The organism is Nocardiopsis sp. TNDT3, assembly GCF_003427465.1.
Lineage (GTDB): Bacteria > Actinomycetota > Actinomycetes > Streptosporangiales > Streptosporangiaceae > Nocardiopsis > Nocardiopsis dassonvillei.
On sequence record NZ_QPFC01001289.1, the window covers coordinates 1 to 1671 of the forward strand.

Genomic DNA, 1671 nt, shown 5'->3' on the forward strand with positions numbered 1-1671 from the left:
CCCCGCGGGGGCGCCGGTTCTCGTCGAGCGGGTGCGAATCTGTTCGGTCGTCCCGGTGTCCGGGTACCGGTCAGAAGGCGTCGACCGCGCGGCGCGCCTCGGGGTCGAGGACGCCCCAGTTGATGAGCTCCTCGGTCAGGTCCCCGGGCGACTTGTCGTAGATGACCGCGAGTGAGCGCAGGTCCTCCTGGCGGATGGAGAGCACCCGCCCGTTGTAGTCACCCCGCTGGCTCTGGATCGTGGCGACGTAGCGGGACAGCGGCCCGGCCTTCTCCTGCGGCAGCTGCTGCATGCGCTCCAGGTCGATGACCAGCTTGGGCGTGGGGCCCAGCGGGGTGGGAGCCGCGCCGCCCGGCAGCAGCTCCGACATCGGCACGCCGTAGAAGTCCGCCAGCTCGGCGAGCTTCTGGACGGTGACGGCGCGGTCGCCGCGCTCGTAGGAGCCCACCACGACGGCCTTCCAGCGGCCGTGGGACTTCTCTTCCACCCCGTGCAGGGACAGGCCCTGCTGGGTGCGGATGGCACGCAGTCGCGCACCGAGGGACTTCGCGTATTCGGATGGCATCTTCTTGTCGCTCCCGGCCGTGACAGTGGCTGGCGTGGTGGGGGGACGTCCGCTCGTACTCGGCGGGCCGCCTGGGCGGTCCAGCGGATGGTCACGGGTTGCAACCCCACCCGGCAGTGGTTACAGACAGTGACGGTAGGGGGGTCTGCCTTCCAGGTCAAGCCGTTGGTGTGAAACGCGACTAATCGGTGGCCAAACCGTGCGTAAGTGAGACACCTCTCATGTCAGGACCGAGCGGGAGGAGTCGTGCGTCACGATGGCACGAAAAGCCCCTTCCTCCTGGGTATTTCAGGTTTCGACCCCTTCGTTGCCGTATCCACTGGGTGACGACATGACCACATTTCAGGGGGTACGTGCGCGCTTGTGGTGTGATCAGAGTCACATTCGTGACCTCGGGTCATCGACCGCCTCGCGGGGGTCGCGAACGTCGCTGGTAGCGTGGATCCGATCGACATCCTTTAACGACCTGTTCAGTGAGGCAGGGAAGGGAGTCACTACTTTGCGTGCGCAAAAACCGACGACCGGTGACGCCGGTGGCGGTTCCCCCGCACCCGATGCGCCCGAGGGCACCCGCGCCGTCCTCGACGGCAGCGAGATCAACCGGGCGCTGACCCGCATCGCCCACGAGGTGCTCGAACGCACCAAGGGGGGCCGGGACGTCACCCTCCTGGGCATCCCCTCGCGGGGGGTCCCGCTCGCCCACCGCCTGGCACGGCGCATCGAACGGGTGGAGGACCTCACCGTCCCCGCGGGCTCGCTCGACATCACCATGTACCGCGACGACCTGCGCTCCGCCCCCGTCCGCGCCCTCGGCCGGACCGAGATCCCCCAGGGCGGACTCGACGACCGCGTCGTCGTCCTCGTCGACGACGTCCTCTTCTCCGGCCGCACCGTCCGCGCCGCCCTGGACGCCCTCGGCGACCTGGGGCGCCCCCGCGCCGTCCAGCTCGCCGTCCTGGTCGACCGAGGCCACCGCGAGCTGCCCATCCGCGCCGACTACGTGGGCAAGAACCTGCCCACCTCGCTGCGCGAGAGCGTCACCGTGCGCCTGGAGGAGACCGACGGACACGACGCGGTGCTGCTCGGCCCGTCCCGCCCCCGCACCC

General features: G+C 69.6%; 2 protein-coding genes. One reads left to right on the forward strand and one right to left on the reverse strand.

Annotated features, from left to right (window positions below):
* Positions 1–70 precede the first annotated feature (70 nt).
* Positions 71–565: a transcriptional regulator gene (locus DQW06_RS26935; RefSeq protein ID WP_013154123.1), complete on the reverse strand. Its 495-nt coding sequence runs from the start codon at positions 563–565 to the stop codon at positions 71–73.
* Between the two features lie 499 nt (positions 566–1064).
* On the opposite strand from DQW06_RS26935, the gene pyrR reads away from it, so the two are divergent.
* Positions 1065–1671, forward strand: a 607-nt coding sequence (pyrR, locus tag DQW06_RS26940; RefSeq protein ID WP_117199542.1) for a bifunctional pyr operon transcriptional regulator/uracil phosphoribosyltransferase PyrR, incomplete at its 3' end; no start/stop codon positions are given.